The 15820-nt window shown below is 62.8% G+C and carries 16 protein-coding genes; 10 read left to right on the top strand and 6 right to left on the bottom strand.

The features are described 5' to 3' along the window. Positions 1–121 precede the first annotated feature (121 nt). The 3 genes from FFS68_RS08500 to copC form a co-directional block, all read right to left on the bottom strand. Positions 122–565 (bottom strand): class I SAM-dependent methyltransferase, encoded by a 444-nt coding sequence (locus tag FFS68_RS08500; protein ID WP_249340084.1) that lies wholly within the window; start codon positions 563–565, stop codon positions 122–124. A gap of 165 nt (positions 566–730) precedes the next feature. Beyond that, entirely contained in the window at positions 731–1672 is a 942-nt protein-coding gene (copD, locus tag FFS68_RS08495; protein WP_137752757.1) for a copper homeostasis membrane protein CopD, read from the bottom strand. 7 nt (positions 1673–1679) lie between these two features. Further along, the gene (copC, locus tag FFS68_RS08490) at positions 1680–2063 is read right to left on the bottom strand and encodes a copper homeostasis periplasmic binding protein CopC (RefSeq protein ID WP_137752756.1); all 384 of its coding nucleotides are present in this window, start codon (positions 2061–2063) and stop codon (positions 1680–1682) included. A 145-nt stretch (positions 2064–2208) separates the two neighbouring features. On the opposite strand from copC, the gene FFS68_RS08485 reads away from it, so the two are divergent. The 10 genes from FFS68_RS08485 (at position 2209) to FFS68_RS08440 (ending at position 11991) form a co-directional block, all read left to right on the top strand. Beyond that, positions 2209–2472, top strand: coding sequence for a hypothetical protein (locus FFS68_RS08485; RefSeq protein ID WP_137752755.1), 264 nt, complete (start codon positions 2209–2211; stop codon positions 2470–2472). Then, positions 2472–2912, top strand: a complete 441-nt coding sequence (locus FFS68_RS08480) for a periplasmic heavy metal sensor (RefSeq protein ID WP_137752804.1) — start codon at positions 2472–2474, stop codon at positions 2910–2912. The genes FFS68_RS08485 and FFS68_RS08480 overlap by 1 nt, the downstream gene beginning before the upstream one ends. Further along, the gene (locus FFS68_RS08475) at positions 2909–3493 is read left to right on the top strand and encodes an RNA polymerase sigma factor (RefSeq protein ID WP_137752754.1); all 585 of its coding nucleotides are present in this window, start codon (positions 2909–2911) and stop codon (positions 3491–3493) included. Before FFS68_RS08480 ends, FFS68_RS08475 begins: the two co-directional genes overlap by 4 nt. Before the next feature lie 99 nt (positions 3494–3592). Further along, complete coding sequence (locus tag FFS68_RS08470) at positions 3593–5443, top strand: copper resistance system multicopper oxidase (protein ID WP_137752753.1); 1851 nt, start codon at positions 3593–3595, stop codon at positions 5441–5443. Then, on the top strand, positions 5440–6642 hold the full coding sequence (locus FFS68_RS08465; protein ID WP_137752752.1) for a copper resistance protein B: 1203 nt from the start codon (positions 5440–5442) through the stop codon (positions 6640–6642). The genes FFS68_RS08470 and FFS68_RS08465 overlap by 4 nt, the downstream gene beginning before the upstream one ends. An 86-nt stretch (positions 6643–6728) precedes the next feature. Beyond that, on the top strand, positions 6729–7118 hold the full coding sequence (locus tag FFS68_RS08460) for a DUF305 domain-containing protein (RefSeq protein WP_171003787.1): 390 nt from the start codon (positions 6729–6731) through the stop codon (positions 7116–7118). A 149-nt stretch (positions 7119–7267) separates the two neighbouring features. Beyond that, positions 7268–7633 carry a DUF411 domain-containing protein gene (locus FFS68_RS08455; RefSeq protein ID WP_249340083.1) on the top strand — a complete coding sequence of 122 codons (366 nt, stop codon included), beginning with the start codon at positions 7268–7270 and terminating at the stop codon, positions 7631–7633. A gap of 209 nt (positions 7634–7842) precedes the next feature. Further along, positions 7843–10545: a TonB-dependent receptor gene (locus FFS68_RS08450; RefSeq protein WP_137752749.1), complete on the top strand. Its 2703-nt coding sequence runs from the start codon at positions 7843–7845 to the stop codon at positions 10543–10545. 10 nt (positions 10546–10555) lie between these two features. Then, on the top strand, positions 10556–11260 hold the full coding sequence (locus FFS68_RS08445; RefSeq protein ID WP_137752748.1) for a PepSY domain-containing protein: 705 nt from the start codon (positions 10556–10558) through the stop codon (positions 11258–11260). Then, positions 11257–11991 carry a PepSY domain-containing protein gene (locus FFS68_RS08440; RefSeq protein ID WP_137752747.1) on the top strand — a complete coding sequence of 245 codons (735 nt, stop codon included), beginning with the start codon at positions 11257–11259 and terminating at the stop codon, positions 11989–11991. Before FFS68_RS08445 ends, FFS68_RS08440 begins: the two co-directional genes overlap by 4 nt. Positions 11992–12001: 10 nt before the next feature. On the opposite strand, the gene hutC is transcribed toward FFS68_RS08440, so the two are convergent. The 3 genes from hutC to FFS68_RS08425 all read right to left on the bottom strand — a co-directional run bounded on the left by hutC (position 12002) and on the right by FFS68_RS08425 (position 15819). Beyond that, complete coding sequence (gene hutC, locus FFS68_RS08435) at positions 12002–12967, bottom strand: histidine utilization repressor (RefSeq protein ID WP_249340082.1); 966 nt, start codon at positions 12965–12967, stop codon at positions 12002–12004. A gap of 83 nt (positions 12968–13050) precedes the next feature. Beyond that, entirely contained in the window at positions 13051–14319 is a 1269-nt protein-coding gene (locus FFS68_RS08430) for a site-specific integrase (protein ID WP_137752802.1), read from the bottom strand. A 567-nt stretch (positions 14320–14886) separates the two neighbouring features. Further along, entirely contained in the window at positions 14887–15819 is a 933-nt protein-coding gene (locus FFS68_RS08425; RefSeq protein ID WP_249340081.1) for a DUF4886 domain-containing protein, read from the bottom strand. Position 15820: the final 1 nt, after the last annotated feature.

The following is a 15820-nucleotide window of genomic DNA, read 5'->3' as shown; positions in this document are numbered from 1 at the left end:
CGCAGCCAGAAGGCCAGGCCCTCGCGCTTTTGCTCATACGCCTCAGGCCATGGGTTTGCGCGCAGACATGATCGAAATTGCGCCCGTCAACGTCTTCAACGCCGGCTCCTCGCATAAAGTCTCAAATCCCGCTTCGCCGATGAGCGCCGGTAGACAGCCATCGGCCGTCCAGCTGCTGGATCGTCAGCCGGAACAGGATCCGCATCAGGCGGCTGCGCTGCTCGCCATAATCCGCGATATAAAGTTGCCCGCCAGGTGCGAGGCAAAGCCAGGCCTCGCGGAGCAGGCGGGCCTTTTCGGCGAGGCCGACCTGATGAAGAACGAGGCAGATTGTGACTTTGGTCGGCATCGGCCAGCCGACGATGCTCGCGGCCGTGAAGAATCCGACGCGAAAGTCCGGCTGGGGCGAGAGCCGGGCTGTCTTCTCGCGTGCGATTCGGGTGGCAGCATCGTCTGGATCGATCCCGAGATAGCGCGCGCCTCCGCCGCGCCGCGCGATCGCCAACGCGAGATTGCCGGTGCCCGAACCCACATCGAGAATGATGTCGTCGGGCGCCGGCGCCATAAGCTCGACCAGCCGGCCGCGCCACCGGCGCTCGCGCGTCGTGATCGCGACGCCGGCGTCGTAGAAAGGCGTGAGGAAATGATAGCCGGCCGCAGGCGTAAATCTTGGGTTCCTGTCCTGCGAATCTGACATCGCTCGTGCTTTCCTCCTGCCACCCGGACCCCGTCAATCGGCAAAGGGTTCCAATGTTCCGAACCATGCGACCAGCGCGAGAATGGCAAGTCCCGCGGACGCTTCGAGCACGAGGCTGCGGCGCATCGCCGACACGGCGAGACTCGAATCGGCGCCTATTTCGTCGGGGCTGGCGACCGATGCCTGCAACGCCGGCGTAAGTCGCCAGCGGTTGACCGCGGCGAGGGCGAGCATCGCGGCGAAAAGGATGAGCTTGGCGACGAGAAGCTGACCATAAGGCGAGACGATCGATCGCCCGACATTCTCGACTCCGATGATAATCTGGCTGTTCACCAGTCCGGTCGCGGCGATCACGAGCACGCACAGCGTCCCGACGCGCGCGAACTGGTCGAGGCTTCGCGCGGCAAGCGCGAGCCTTTCCGTCCCAGGTGGGTCGCCGGGGCGAAGGAGCAGCAGAAAGGCGGCAATCGCACCGAACCAGACGGCTGCGGCAATCATATGGATCGCGTCATTGGCGCGATGCACGGTGCCGACGATACCTTCGGACGCGCCGGCGTGGCCCGACCAGACCAATGTTGCCAGCCCGGCCGAGCCGGCGACGCTCAGGACCGATGCCGCAGCGACGGGATTGCGGCCAAGCCAGAAGCTCGCCGCCCCGGCGACCAGCAGCGCGAACATGCGCACAAGCCATGCGGTGCCGACGTCGGTCTCCCGGACCATCGTCAGAAACATCTCGGGGTCGATAGCGAGGACCCCGACGCCCTGCATGCTCGCGGTCAACAACGCCATGCCGGCAAAGGACAGGATCAGGCCCGAGACGCAGAGCCCAAACTGCGGGCGCCCGAAGAGCGCTCCGACGCCTGACGTCCGTTCGTCGGATCCGAGCGCATAAAGTGAGAAAGCGGCAAGCCCCGCAATAAGCATCAGGTTCGCGAACAGCGCGAACCTGACACCCATCAGCAGGAGATCTGCCACCTTCTTTTTACTTCACGGTGAAGCTGAATTCGCTACCCATGCGGTGCGTGTCGGCGCCCGCAGCCGACCATTTGACCTTATAGGTGCCGGGAACGAGCGCGCGCTTGACCATCAGCATCATCGATTTGCCGCCCTTGCCCATCATGGACGTGGTGGGGATCTTCATCGGAGCGTGATTGGCCATGCCGGGCATCCCGGTCATCACCAGTTCGGCCTTCACCGTCGAGGCGATAACCTTCTCGTTGAACTGCAAATTGACCGAAGTCACCTTCGAAACCGTTGAATTCGCGGCCGGCGTCGAGCCGACGAGCTTGGTGTGGGCGCTTGCGACGCCCGGCACGAGAAGCAGCGCTACGGCCGCGGTGACAGAGGGGAGAAACGACTTGAACATTAAAACCTCCAATTGCGGGTCTGTCCTGCTAATACGCAAACCAGCCGCGCGGCCCTCACAAATTGGTTTCGCGTTGTTGGATTATTTCTGAGGGGTGATGGGATCATGCGCGTATGATCTATGGATGGACTGGCAGGAAAGGCCGATGGACGAACTCCGGATTTTGAATGAAGCGAAGGTGCCGAGCGCACTGGACACGCTCGACGAGCGTGTCCTCGTCGCGCTGTCGGCACGGCTGCGCGAGGCGTCGGCGATGCGGCGCATGATGGCGCTCGCCGCTTTCGTCTCGCTCGGCGGCGGTTTCTTCGTCGGCAGCGCCATCGTTCCGCCGGCCGTGGCCGCGAGCCCGATCACGCCGCTCATTCCGGCCAGCCCGCTGGCCCCCTCGACCCTCCTGGATTCGCGATGATGACGTCGTCGCGCCGTTTGCTGCTTTTCGGTCTGGTCGCTTTCATCGCCGCGCTCGCCGGTGTGCTCGCCGGGCGGCTCATCGTCGAGACACCGCGCGCAAGCGAGACCGAGCTGCACGCTTTGCTGCATCGGGAGCTGAAACTCTCGTCCGCGCAGCAGGTAAAGATCGACCGGATCGAGGCGAAATTCGCCGAGCGGCGCGATGCGCTCGAGCTCGATATGCGCGCCGCCAATATCCGGCTCGCGCAGGCGATCGAAGCCGAGCATGGCTATGGACCCCGCGTCACCGAGGCGATCGACGAGACCCACCGCGTGATGGGCGAATTGCAGAAGGAAACGCTCCAGCATCTGTTCGCGATGCGCGTCGTTCTTGATCGCGACCAGGCCGCGATGTTCGACAAGAGCGTGGTCAAGGCGCTGACCGCCGATGCGCGGTGAGCCTCGATCTCGCGCAATGTAGCGATCGCGAGCTCGCCGCACTTGCCCGGGCAGGACAGCAGCAGGCCTATCGGGAATTTCTCAGTCGCTACAAGGCGCCCGTGTTTCGCCTGATCCGCAACAATATCGGCGACCCCGACGAGGCGATGGACCTGACGCAGGAAAGCTTTGTCGCGGGCTTTGGGGCGCTTGGCCGCTATGACGCCGACCGGCCCTTCCAGGTCTGGATATCCCGTATCGCGCTCAACAAATGCCGCGACTGGGCGCGGCGGCGTGCGGTTCGGTCTTTTTTCTCTCGCGCCCTGCCCCTCGAAAGCGCGCACGATGTCGCGAGTGAAGGCCCCGCGCCCGACGCCGAGGCGGCAGACCGCACCGAACTGGAGCGCGTTCGCGCCGCCATGTCCCGCCTAGCGCCCAATCTGCGCGAGGTCCTCATCCTTCGCGGCGTTGAGGATCTAAGCCAGTTGGAAACCGCCGAGCTGCTGCAAGTCAGCGAAAAGACCGTGGAGACGCGGCTTCACCGGGCCCGTGCGAAATTGAAGGCTCTGCTGGGCGAAACGACCACCCACGCGGCGGAGTAAACGCAGCGCGGGACATTTGGCGATTTTCGCCTGCGAGGGTGAGGGGCGGACGATCGTGCCGCGTATGACTAAAGAGACAAGGCAACATCCGGGAATTTTATGCAGATAGACAGGCGTCGTTTCGTGACGGGTGCATTGGGCGGCGGGACAGTGGCCGCGCTGGCGCCCTGGTTTCCGGCGTGGGCCCAATCGGTGTCGCCAGGCATCGTCGCGCCGCTGCCGACGGTGTCGGGCAATGACATCACCCTTCGTATCGCGCGCCAGACGATGCGGATCGACGGCAAGGTCAGCCGAGCGATCGGGATCAACGGGACGGTGCCCGCGCCGCTCGTTCGCCTGAAGGAAGGCCAGACCGCGCGCCTCACGGTCGTCAACGATCTCGACGAGGACAGCTCGATCCATTGGCATGGCCTAATCCTGCCGTTCCAGATGGATGGCGTCCCGGGCGTCAGCTTCCCCGGCATCAAGCCGCGCTCAAACTTCGTTTACGAATTCCCCGTCGTCCAGTCGGGGACCTATTGGTATCACAGCCATTCGGGACTGCAGGAGCAGCTTGGCCATTATGGCCCGATCGTCATCGATCCCGCAGGTCCCGATCCGATCGGCTTTGACCGCGAGCATGTCGTCGTCCTGTCCGACCACAGCCAATTGTCTCCCGAGGCGATCTTCCGCAAGTTGAAGGTCAACCCCGGCCATTTCAACATGCAGCGACAGACGCTTTCCGGTCTCCTGGCCGGCAAGGACCAATCACTGAAGGAACGCATCGAATGGGGCAAGATGCGCATGGATCCGACCGACGTCGCCGATGTCAACGGATCGACCTATAGCTTCCTCGTCAACGGCCATGGCCCGCGCGACAATTGGACCGCGCTCTTCAATCCCGGCGAGCGGGTGCGGCTGCGGATCATCAACGCCTCGGCGATGACGATCTTCAACGTGCGCATTCCGGGCCTCAGGCTGACCGTCGTGCAGGCCGACGGGCTCAACGTCGTCCCAACCGAAATCGACGAGTTCCAGATCGCCGTTGCGGAAACTTACGATGTCATTGTCACGCCGGTCGAGGACCGCGCCTATACGCTTGTCGCCGAAGCCAACGACCGCTCGGGCATGGGGCGTGCGACGCTTGCGCCGCGCGCCGGCATGGCCGCCGACGTCCCGCCGCTGCGCGAACGCCCGCTCGCGACCATGAAGGACATGGGGATGGGCGACATGGACATGTCAGGCGGTTCCATGGCGGGAATGGACCATTCGGGCGGTGGCGCCACGGGGGCCATGCCAATGCCCGCAAGCGATCCTGCCTGCTCGCCCGAACATGCCAAGATGGGCCATTGCACGCCCGCGGCCGAAGGCGGCGCGATGGCGGGGATGGATCATGGATCGGGTGGCGGAATGCAGCACAGCATGCGCGATTTCGACGTCGCCCCGCAGGTCAAACGCGACCCGAGTGTCCAGACCATCTCGCCGATGCCGGTCGATCGCATGGGCGAGCCGGGGCAGGGGCTCGAAAATGTCGGGCACAAGGTGCTCACCTATCATGATCTGGTGGCGCTCGAGCGCAATCCCGATGTGCGCGCCGCCGAACGCTCGCTCGACATTCATCTGACCGGCAATATGGAGCGGTTCATGTGGTCGTTCGATGGCGTCAAGATGTCCGACCATCATGAGCCGATCCCCTTCATCGAGGGTGAGCGGGTGCGGATCAACCTCATCAACGATTCGATGATGAGCCATCCCATCCACCTCCATGGCCATTTCTTCGAACTGGTCACGGGCAAGGGCGATCGCTCGCCGCGCAAGCATACGGTTCTCGTTCAGCCCGGAGGCACCGCCAGCTTCGATTTCACCGCCGACGCGCTCGGTGACTGGGCGTTCCACTGTCATATGCTCTACCATATGCACGCCGGGATGATGCGCGTCGTCAGCGTCCGTCCGAAGGGAGACGCGGCATGACCCGCGCTTCGCTTTTCCTCGCCGGCACCGCCGCGCTCGCTTTCGCCGTTCCCGCCACCGCGCAGTCGATGGATCATTCGTCGATGCCGGGCATGACCATGCCGGCCGAGCCGAAGAAGCCAGCTGCCAAGCCGCAGCCGGCTCCGCCGCCGCAATCCGAACCCGCGCCGATGCCCGAGATGGATCATGGCGGCATGGATATGAAACCCAAGGATGCAAGTTGCGCTCCCGAGCATGCGGCGATGGGCCATTGCACGCCCGAGGCAAAGTCTTCGGACAACGGCTCGAGCGCGGAAATGCCGGACATGGGCGCGATGGACCAAGGCACGGTGGCCCCGGCCGATCCCGACTGTCCGCCCGAACATGCCAAGATGGGCCATTGCACGCCGAAGGACGCGTCGATGGAACCGATGGAAGGCATGGCCGGAATGGGCGGGGCGAGCGGCACCGACTTGCCTCCGGGCGATGCCGCCGCGCCGGCGCCGCCCAGCGACTGGTATGCCGACCGCATCTATCCCAAGGCCGAAATGGAGCATTCGCGCCATGCGATGATGGAAGAAAATGGCGCGCAGAAAATCGCCTTCATCAGTTTCAACCTCGCCGAATATCAGGCGCGCAAAGGGCATGACGGCTTTCGCTGGGACGGCGAAGCCTGGTATGGTGGCGATATCAATCGGCTCACCGTCAAAAGCGAAGGCGAGGGGGTTTTTGGCGAGGGCATCGAAGGCACCGAGACGCAATTGCTCTACAGCCGTGCCGTCGGCCCCTATTTCAACGCCCAGGCCGGCATTCGGCAGGATCTCGGACCCGGTCCCGATCGCACCTATGCGACAGTGGGCTTCGAGGGGCTCGCGCCCTATTGGTTCGAGGTCGAGGGCGCCCTGTTCTTGTCGAACAAGGGCGATCTGCACGGCCGGCTTGAAGGCTATTATGACCAGCGCATCACCCAGAAACTGATCCTCCAGCCGATAGCCGAGCTGAATTTCGCGTTACAAGATGTTCCCGAAATCGGGGTCGGGTCCGGCTTGTCCGACGTGGAGCTCGGGCTGCGCCTGCGTTACGAAATCGTCAAGGAATTCGCCCCCTATGTCGGAGTCGAATGGGAACGCAAGGTCGGCGATACGGCCCGTTTCACGCGGGCCGCAGGGGAAGACCCAAGCAGCGTCAGCCTGGTCGCAGGGGTGCGGGTCTGGTTCTAACTCGCGGCGGGGCAACAGATAGGAGAATTGCCGTGAAGTCAGCTTATCGAAGCCTCGCCTGGCAAACGCTCGTCGGCGCCGTTATCATGTATCTCGTCATGTTCGTGATGATTGATCGTCTGTCGAGCTTCTACAACAATCTCAACATGGCCTATATGACGCTCATGATGGTGGCGCCGATGGTCGTCCTGATGATCATCGCCATGCCCGACATGTTTCCTGACAAGCGCCGAAACATCCTCCTTTTGGGCGGAGCGGCGCTCGCCTTCTTTGGCAGCTTCGGGCTCATTCGCACGCAGACCACGATCGGCGACCAGGCCTTCCTGCGGTCGATGATCCCGCATCATTCGGGCGCTGTCCTCATGTGCGAGCAAGCCCGCCTCTCGGACCCCGAGGTGCTTGAATTGTGCCGCGGCATCATTGCGGGCCAAAAGGCAGAGATCGACCAGATGAAGCGAATATTGGACCGAAAATGACGCCGACCTCAAATTACAGCCGGCGAAGCCTTCTTGGCTTGTTCGCCGTTGCAGGCGGTGCCGCGCTTGTTGGATGCGATCGGCGGCCTGCTGCCGGAACGGATACGGCGGGGGCCGCTTTGCCGGCAAGCAGCGGCGGGAGCCAGGCGATGCTCGTTTACCGCGACCCCGAATGCGGCTGCTGCGAGGCGTGGGCCGATATCGCACGCAAGGCTGGCTATAACGTGACTGTCGAGAGTCGCGCTGACATGGCCGCAGTGAAGGAACGCTATGGCGCTCCGCCCGACCTGGCGTCGTGCCACACCGCGATCGTTGCCGGCTATGCGATCGAAGGTCATGTGCCGATGCCGCATGTCGCAAAGCTGCTCCGTGACAAGCCGCGCAACATCCGGGGGATCGCCGTTCCCGGCATGCCGCGGGGCTCGCCGGGCATGGAAATGCCCGATGGGAGCCAGGACGCTTTCGATGTGATGGCGTTCGACATGCAGGGCAAGGCGTCGATCTTTTCCGCTTAGGGCGGGGCCAATTTGGGGCGCCGAGGCGCGACATCAAAAAAAAGTCATTTTCCGGTGAGGGGTAGATGCTTCGGGTGCGTATTATACTCACCGGCTATGGGTCGTGTATCTTCATCTAAGATATTGATCTTTAAGACAATTTTCTGTTGACCTGTATATACATTTGATGCTCTCTCCGGTGCATAACGCAACCAGAAGGGGGTTTCGCCATGAAGTTCAGGACAGTTTTGCTTGCCGGCGCTGCGGTTTTTGCGGGCGTTTCGGCGCCAGCCCTCGCTCAAAGCGAGTCGGCACCCGAGGCCGGAGCGGATAGCGCGAGCAGCGGCAGCGATATCGTGGTGACCGGGTCGCGTATCCGCCGGCAGGATCTCGCGGGCGTTGGGCCGGCGACGGTCGTTTCGGCCGAGCAGATCGAGAACACCGGGGTCGTGAATATCGAGACGGTGCTGCAGCGCCTCCCCGCCAATGCGGGCTTCGCGGGCAACCAGACTTCGGCCTACTGGACTGGCAACGGCTACGGCACCGCGCAGGTCAATCTGCGTGGTCTCGGCATCAAGCGCACCCTCGTGCTGCTCAACGGCCGCCGCCTCGTCGCCGGCGGCACGGGCGCGAACTCGTCGCCCGACCTCAACATGATCCCGGTCGTCGCGCTCGCGCGCACCGACGTCCTCAAGGACGGCGCGTCGGCGATCTATGGCGCCGATGCGATGGCGGGCGTCGTCAACCTCGTCACCCGGACCGACTATGAAGGTCTTGGGATCAGCGCGCGGCAGGGGATCACCGAAAAGGGTGATGGCTCGGATTTCACCGCAGACCTGATCTGGGGCATGCGCAACGACCGCGGCGGTTTCATGGCCGCGGTAACCTACCAGAAGACCAGCGCCGTAAACATGGCGACCCGCGCGCCCTGTTCGCTGGCCGAAACCACCCCCGGCACACTTGGCTGCGTCAACAGCGCATCGACGATCGGCGGACGCGCGGTGCTGCCGAACGGCCAGCAAATCAACTTCAACCAGGTGCTCGGCGGCAACGGAAATTTCTTCGAGCCCTACAGCGCGGCGAAGCATAATTTCAATTCGGCCCCGTTCCTCAACGCCGTCAGCCCCGTCGAGCGCGTCAGCACCGCCTTCTTCGCCGACTATGACCTGACCGACAATATCGAGGCGTTCGGCGAATTCCTTTACACGTTCCGCAAGTCGAACCAGATCGCGACGCCCGGCACGCTGCGCAACCTGTCGATCGCGGCGAGCAACCCCACCAACCCGACCGGCCAGAATATCGTCCTCATCCAGCGCCGCCTCGCCGAACCGGGTGCGCGCCAGTTCTTTCAGGAAACCGATACCTGGCAGGGCACCTTTGGACTGCGCGGCAAGCTGTCGAACGACTGGGGCTGGGAAGTCGCGGGCAGCTTCGGCCGCAATACCGCGGTCGACGGGTCGACCAACATCGCCAATCTCGAGCGCGTCGCCAACACGCTCGACACCAGCAAATGTAGCCTGGCCGCGGGCGCTTCGATTCCGTGCGCCGATTATCTCGGCTTCGGCGATCTGACGCCCGAGGTTCTCGATTATATCCTCTTCACCTCGCGCGACCGAGGCGGCAACGAGCTCGCGACGTTCACGGCCGATCTCAACGGCGATCTGTTCAAGCTGCCTGCGGGGCCCGTCTCCTTCGCGGCGGGTGTCGTCTATCGCAAGGAAAAGGGCTGGCGCGATCCCGATCCGCTGACGGTGCTCGGGATTGCCAACACCAACCAGCAGGACCCAATCTCCGGAACGAGCACCGCGAAGGAGGCCTATCTCGAACTGTCGGTGCCGATCCTTGCCGATGCGCCCTTCTTCCAGGCGCTGACGGCGGGCGGCGCGGTGCGCTATTCGGACTATGACCTGTTCGGCAGCGACTGGAACTATAAGGCGAGCCTCGACTGGGTCATCAACGACAGCTTCCGCCTGCGCGGCACCTATGGCACCGGCTTCCGAATTCCCAACGTCCCCGAACTGTTCGGCGGCGTGTCCGAAGGCAATTTGACCACGACCGATCCGTGCTCGCGCTATGCGACGAGCGGCAATGCGACGCTGATCGCCAATTGTCAGGCGTCGGGCGTGCCAGCGAACTATGTCCAATTGGGTACGACGATCCTGACGACAGTGGGCGGCAACGAGAATCTGAAGCCCGAAAGCTCGACGACCTGGACCGTCGGCACCGTGATCTCGCCGAAGGGGCTCATTCCGGGCCTGTCGCTCACCGCCGACTGGTTCGACATCAAGATCAAAGATGCGATCCGCGCCATTCCCGGTTCGACCAAGCTCGGTATCTGCTATGCGAGCCAGAATCTCTCGCATCCCTTCTGCGAAGATTTCACGCGCAGTCCGCTGACAGGCGAGGTCACCTTCCTGTCCGCCCAGCCGATCAACACCGGCCGCGAGGAAATGAACGGGCTCGACCTCGGACTCGTCTATAATAACAACATCGGCAGCGTGAATGTCTCGTTCGACGTCAACCTGACCTATCTCAACAAATATGTCGTGCTGCCCTTCCCGGGCGGCGCACCGATCGATTTCGACGGCTTCATCGGCGGCGGCAACGGCGGTTATCCGAAATGGCGCGGCTATGGTGTGCTGACCGCCGAGAAGGACGGCGTCAGCGCGACCTGGTCGACCCAGTGGATCGGCAAGGCGACCGACTTCAACGCGGCACCGGGTGACATCGGCTACAGCACCCCCAACGTCTTCTATCACAATCTCCAGGTTGCGTTCGAGATCGACGAGAAGACGCGTTTCCAGGTCGGCGTCGACAATCTCTTCGACCGCAAGGCGCCCTACATCCAGAGCTTTACCGATGCGAACACCGACACGATGACCTATGACCTGCTTGGGCGCCGCTTCTATGTCGGCTTCCGGACGGCATTCTGAGGCTATCGTCATGGCTATCCGCTGGCCGTTGCTTGTACGGCGAACGCATAAATGGTTGGCCCTGGTGGTCGGCGTCCAGGCTTTGCTCTGGACGCTGACGGGCTTTTATATGGTGGTTGTCCACATCGACACCATTCACGGCGACCATCTGGTACACGCTCCCGCGGCCCGGCCGTTCGACCTGTCGGGTCTGGCGCCGCCGTCGAAAATCGTCGCGGCCGCTCCCGGGGCTTCAGAAATTCGCTTGCAGCGATTTGCCGAGGCGCCCGTCTGGCGGGCCGAAACCCCCGACGGACCGCGGTTGTTCGATGCCCGCACGGGCGCGCCGCTGCCTGCTCTGACCGAGTCCCAGGTCCGCGAGCAGGCGCGGCGCATCTACACCGGCGACGGCCAGATCGTGTCTGTGCGGTTGCTGACCAAGGCGCCGCAGGAAATGCAGTCGCGCAAGCCGCCCTATTGGCAGGTCGAATTCACCGGCTGGAACCGCCCGACGCTCTATCTGTCGCCGCAGACGGGCGAGCTGGTTTCGCGCCGCCATGCACTCTGGCGCGTCTTCGACTTTGCCTGGATGCTCCACATCATGGATTATGACGAGCGGACCGACGTCAACAACCCGCTGCTCCGCGTCGCGACCTGGAGCGCCTTTGCCATGGCGTTGACCGGCGCCTGGCTGCTGATCTGGTCCTTCAAGCGCCGAAAGAAGAAGACGGCATGAAACGCATCCGGCTGACGCCGCTCTTTTTCCGCCGCATCCACAAATGGGTTGGGCTTATCCTCGGACTCCAGTTCCTGCTCTGGGCCTTGAGCGGCTCGGTCATGGCGCTCCTCGACAAGGACAAGGTCGGCGGACACGGCGGCGGGATGTCGCATGCGCATCCTTTGCCGGCCGGCGAATATTTCGACGTCGCCGCCTTGCCGCGCGGCGAACCTGTCACGGGAGTTCTCTTGCGCGATCTCGGCGCCCGGCCGGTCTACGAGCTTCGTACCACCAAGGGCATCCGCCTCGTTGATGCCACCACCGGTAAGGACATGCGCGTCGATGAGGGCATGGCGCGCGAGGTCGCGTCGATGATGAACGAAGCGCCGATCCAGAGGGTCAGCATACTCGCCAAGGCGAACCTCGAAGCGCGCGATCATGACGGGGCGATGTGGCGCGTCGACTTTGCCGACGCGGAGAACAGCAGCGCTTATGTCTCGCTTGATACGGCGCGCTTCCTCGTGATGCGCGGCGATACCTGGCGGACATGGGACTTTTTCTGGATGCTTCACAATATGGATTATGTGAACCGGAAGAGCTTCAATCACCCGCTGATCATCTTCGTCGCCTTTGGCGCGCTATGGCTTTCCGGGACCGGCTTCTATCTGCTCTTCAAAAGCTTCAGCCGCGCCGATTTCCGCTGGTTGCGTCGGCGCCGCAAGCCTGTGGTGACCCGCAGCACAGCCTGACGACCGGTAGTCAATCGTCGATCGAAAAGGCGGCCGAGAGTTCGAAGCGCGAGCCGGGATGCGTCAGCCAGGCGTGGCTGACGAGGCGTGAGTGGCTCCACGTCCGGCGCGTCATCCGCAGCACCGGTTCGGCATCCGACAGCCCCAGCATGCCGTGCGTTCGCGCATCGGGCATCTCCGCGCGGACGCGGTGCTCGACCCGTTCGAGCGGCGCGGTTTGTGTCAGATACTCGTTCGGCGTCGTCTGCGTGAAGTCCATCTTTCCATAGTCGGGGGCAGCCGACGCGAGCACAAAGCGCTCTTCGAGCTGGATCGGGAATTCCGCTTCGTGATGGACGATGATCGAGTGGAACAATTTCGTTCCGACCGGCACTTCCAAAAGCGCCGCCATTTCGGCATTGGCCCGGATCTCGTCATTCTGCACGACACGGGCACGGTAAACATGACCGCGCTCGCGTATCTCTTCCGCTATATTTCGGATTTCGATAATCTGGCCGATCGGTTTCGGCTCCGCAATAAACGACCCGCTACCGGCGCGGCGAACCAATATGCCCGCAGCCTGCAGCTCGCGGAGGGCCCGGTTCGCGGTCATGCGCGATACGTCGAACTGCTGCACCAGTTCAGCTTCCGAAGGAACACGGTCGCCGGGCTTTAAGTGGCCGTCCCGAACGGCGTCGCAAATGCTTTGCTTGATTGCCGCATAGCGTGGCGCAGCGCGGCTGTCCTTGTCCTCGGCTTCGTCTGGCCGGGAACCGGCTGAACCTTTTGAATTGTTTGAACCGCTTCTGGCTGTGCGTGGGTTGAATTCCATAACCCGTCTATACAGGTTGGTGCGGGGAAATTCCAACCGGCTGAACGGGCGAAGGAAAAAATATCGTGTCCCCGGAAAACCCGCCATCTCGGCCGGCTTGATGACAGGCTCGTGGCGGTCTTTCCGCTCCGAATAGCGGTCGACGCGCTGCTCGGCATCCGTCAAGACCCATTCGGAAAAATACGATTCAATTGGTTGAGGGTGGCTGCTTTTCTATCGCGGCGCCAACACCTTGAGTGCCCGGGCAACTAGGCTGCGAGTTGCATAGTCTGTTGTTTCTCGGCGCCGCGCGCCAGCAATCGTGCGATCTCGTCGGATGTTCGCTCCACCGCCAGCTTTAGTGCTTCGTCGATATGGACATAGTCCTGCGTCACATTCTGCGAGGCATGGCCCAGCATGGCGCGAATTGTGAGTTCCGAAAATCCGAGGTCGCCGGCGACACTTCCGAAGGTGTGACGAAGCGTATGCGGCGTCACGCCTTTGATCCCTGCCAGGCCGCACACCCGCTTCAGGCAATCGCTGACCGCAGTGAACGGGCCGTCGCCAATCGCCGATGGAAACAGATGCGTGTTGCCGGCAATTTCCGCCTGCGCCTCGAGCACACGGATTGCGGCGGGCCCGATTGCGCGGACTTGCGCGCCGCCCTTGGTATCGGGAAACATGACATAGCCGCGATCGGGGTGCAGCCAGCTGCGATGCATCGCTTGGCCTTCCTGACGGCGATAGCCGGTCAGGAGCAATGTGCGCAGCACGCCAAGGGCGACCGGATTTTCCCCGTTCGCCTCGGCATAGGCGATTGCCTTTCCGAGCATCTCGATCTCAGTGGTGCTCAGTCGCCGTGTTCTCTTCTTTCCGGCGAGTTTCTTGGCGCCAAGCGTGGGATGCGTATCGAGCAGGCCCTTATGCTTGGCGTGGCCGAGGATCGCCTGGAGCGTGCCGACGCAGCGACCCGCGACGCCGGGGCCACCGGTTGCCTTTCCGCCACGGCCTCCCGTCCGGGGCTTTGCAGTCTTCCCGTTCTTCACGTCGGTCTGCATCTGCTCGACAATCGCAATTGTCAGATGCTTGACGATCCGGTTGCCGATCAGCGGGCCAATATGCGTGCGGATGCGGCTCTCATCCAAGTCGAGCGACGATGTTTTGATGGGGACGTTCTTTCGGCCGAGAATGTTCCCGGCCCGAGCCTCTTCGAGATACCAGTCGCACATCTCGGAAACCGTCATACCCTTGCGAACCTGGCGGACTTTGTCGGCGGGATCTTCTCCAACAATGACCTCAGCCAGTTTCAGTTTCGCGAGATCGCGAGCCCTGTCGACAGTCAGCACGCCAAAGCGCCCAAGGTTCATACGACGCTTAATGCCCTCGGCATTTCGATACTGAACGACAAAGGTCTTGATGCCGGACGCCATGATCCGAAGACCGAAGCCCTTTACCTCGGTATCCCACAGAATGAGTTGTTTCGCTTTTGGCGGACCGAGGGCGTCTATGGCCCGCTTAGTCAACTTCACTATCGGCATTCGCACCTCCTGTTGGAGACACAGCCCCAAAATTCGCCTATGTCTCCAATGTGTCTCCAGATTCGTGGAAAAAGGGGACAGCCGCAGGATACAATAGGTCGGATACATTTTCAACAAATAGTGGAAAAATAGGGACATAGCGTAGTATTGGAAGGTATCGAAAAGGTAGAACGGCAAGTTGCCAAGGTTGGGGTCGAGGGTTCGAATCCCTTCGCCCGCTCCATCGTTACCATATATTGTTGCGCGCGTGGGCGCGCCGGTGGCGAGTTCCTGCATGGAATGGAGCCTGCCGGCCCCTTCGATCGTCACGCCCGTTGTGCTGGTGGTCTTTGGCTGGACGGTGACGCTTTCAATCAGGCCGCGCAGTTTCTGGATCGCTTCCAGGCGCGCTTCGGGGTTTTCGGCGCGGGCAGCGTTCCGTTTCGCCACCTGATCGCGATAGTCGGCGATGATCACGGGGTGCAGCGCGACGACGGGAAGCGGGGCCAGCTGTTCCATGTCGCTCGCCAGCGCATCGCGTTCGGTGCGCGTGTTCCAGATGATATTCGCGGCGTGCGGGAACGGCTTTTACTTCAGGTTTTTGAGTTCGTCGCTGGCGACACGTTGCAGCGCGGTCGTTTGCGCGGGGCTCAGCCCGAGTTCTCCGGCGCCTCGTTCACGCGGCCCCAGGGTGGAGGGATCGATACCGGTGATCGCGCCGAAGGTTACCAGCGCCGACAGATAATAGCCCGCGACGCTCGCGTGATAATGGTCATAGCTCCATAGATCGAGCTGGCCAAAGCTGATCCCGTCGTAAGGATTGGGGTCCGCGACGGCCGCGCTCATCGCTCTGCTCCATGCCTGGCCGATCGGGAGAATGCCCGTGACGGCCGCATTGGAAGCGCGCACGCGGTCGGCCGCGGCGCGCAGGTCTTCGGCCATCGCGTTCACCGGTTTGCCGTACCAATGGCCGCCGGGCTGGTAGGTCTGGTCGGCGCGGGTCCAGGTCGATGCGAGCCGGATATCGACCGCCGGATTGCGTTTCCGGAAAAAGGTCGCCAGCCGGTCGACGTCGCGCATATATTTGCCGGGATCGCCCGGCTTGTCGCGATCGAGGGTGCTGAATTCCTGCAGCACGACGACGTCCCACGACCGGTCGAACAGAGCGCGGCGCTCGTCATAATGAAAGCCGAGTGATTTTCCGCCCTGGGTTTCCAGGGTCACATCAAAGTCCAGCCCGGCCTGCTCGCAGAAGGTTCTGAACAGGGCGGGGACGCCGCCATAGCCGGCGCCATTAAGGTCGGTCACCTTGCCCGCGCCCCAGTTGCGGGCGGCCGAATGGGCGCCCTGCGTAAAGCTGTTGCCGATAAACAGGATCGTGCGCGGCGCGGCTTTTGGGGGTGGCGAGGATGTCGCGCCAGCGGCGGTCGGCGCGGGCGCGCTCTCCTTTGCCGTTGCCGCCGGCGCGACGGAAAGCGCAGCGCAGCCGATGAAAAGCCAGAGGCTGTGCCTGCGTTTCATG

The organism is Sphingopyxis sp. L1A2A, from assembly GCF_005502465.1.
In the GTDB taxonomy this organism is placed as follows: Bacteria; Pseudomonadota; Alphaproteobacteria; order Sphingomonadales; family Sphingomonadaceae; genus Sphingopyxis.
The sequence above is the reverse complement of the archived record's forward strand: the minus strand, read 5'-3'. Positions and strand labels throughout refer to the sequence as shown.

Coding starts and splice junctions, on each gene's coding strand:
- FFS68_RS08465 (WP_137752752.1), top strand. CDS start 5,440: ATGACCCGCGCTTCGCTTTTCCTCGCCGGCACCGCCGCGCTCGCTTTC.
- FFS68_RS08460 (WP_171003787.1), top strand. CDS start 6,729: ATGTATCTCGTCATGTTCGTGATGATTGATCGTCTGTCGAGCTTCTAC.
- FFS68_RS08480 (WP_137752804.1), top strand. CDS start 2,472: ATGACGTCGTCGCGCCGTTTGCTGCTTTTCGGTCTGGTCGCTTTCATC.
- FFS68_RS08425 (WP_249340081.1), bottom strand. CDS start 15,819: ATGAAACGCAGGCACAGCCTCTGGCTTTTCATCGGCTGCGCTGCGCTT.
- FFS68_RS08470 (WP_137752753.1), top strand. CDS start 3,593: ATGCAGATAGACAGGCGTCGTTTCGTGACGGGTGCATTGGGCGGCGGG.
- FFS68_RS08485 (WP_137752755.1), top strand. CDS start 2,209: ATGGACGAACTCCGGATTTTGAATGAAGCGAAGGTGCCGAGCGCACTG.
- FFS68_RS08440 (WP_137752747.1), top strand. CDS start 11,257: ATGAAACGCATCCGGCTGACGCCGCTCTTTTTCCGCCGCATCCACAAA.
- FFS68_RS08450 (WP_137752749.1), top strand. CDS start 7,843: ATGAAGTTCAGGACAGTTTTGCTTGCCGGCGCTGCGGTTTTTGCGGGC.
- FFS68_RS08445 (WP_137752748.1), top strand. CDS start 10,556: ATGGCTATCCGCTGGCCGTTGCTTGTACGGCGAACGCATAAATGGTTG.
- FFS68_RS08430 (WP_137752802.1), bottom strand. CDS start 14,319: ATGCCGATAGTGAAGTTGACTAAGCGGGCCATAGACGCCCTCGGTCCG.
- FFS68_RS08500 (WP_249340084.1), bottom strand. CDS start 565: ATGGCGCCGGCGCCCGACGACATCATTCTCGATGTGGGTTCGGGCACC.
- copC (WP_137752756.1), bottom strand. CDS start 2,063: ATGTTCAAGTCGTTTCTCCCCTCTGTCACCGCGGCCGTAGCGCTGCTT.
- FFS68_RS08455 (WP_249340083.1), top strand. CDS start 7,268: ATGCTCGTTTACCGCGACCCCGAATGCGGCTGCTGCGAGGCGTGGGCC.